The sequence below is a fragment of the Vibrio sp. T20 genome, from assembly GCF_007858795.1.
Classification (GTDB): Bacteria; Pseudomonadota; Gammaproteobacteria; order Enterobacterales; family Vibrionaceae; genus Vibrio; species Vibrio satsumensis.
Map to the genome: position 1 here is coordinate 1 of NZ_VFEB01000209.1, position 321 is coordinate 321.

Sequence of the window (321 nt, forward strand, 5' to 3'; positions counted from 1 at the left end):
CGCAAGCTTCACCCTTGACTTGCTGGCGAACAGCAGTGATGTGGATGCGAGCGATGAGCTGAAAGCCGAAGACGTGACGCTGACAAGTGGCGATGCGAAGGGCGTGAGCCTGAGCAATGGCGAGTTCACCGTCGACCCAAGTGCGTACAACGCGTTGGCGTCGGGTGAAACCGAGACCATCGAGTACAGCTACAACGTGGTGGAATACGACGACGAAGGCAATGTGCTGTCGACCACGCCAACCACGGCGACGATCACCATCACAGGCACGAACGACGCACCAACGGTAGCGGGCGTGAGCGCAACGAAGACCGAAGATGA

General features: G+C 58.9%; 1 protein-coding gene. It reads left to right on the plus strand.

What is annotated here, in order from left to right:
* Positions 1-321: VCBS domain-containing protein (locus tag FTW16_RS21430; RefSeq protein ID WP_186728100.1), on the plus strand; the 321-nt coding region annotated here is incomplete at both ends.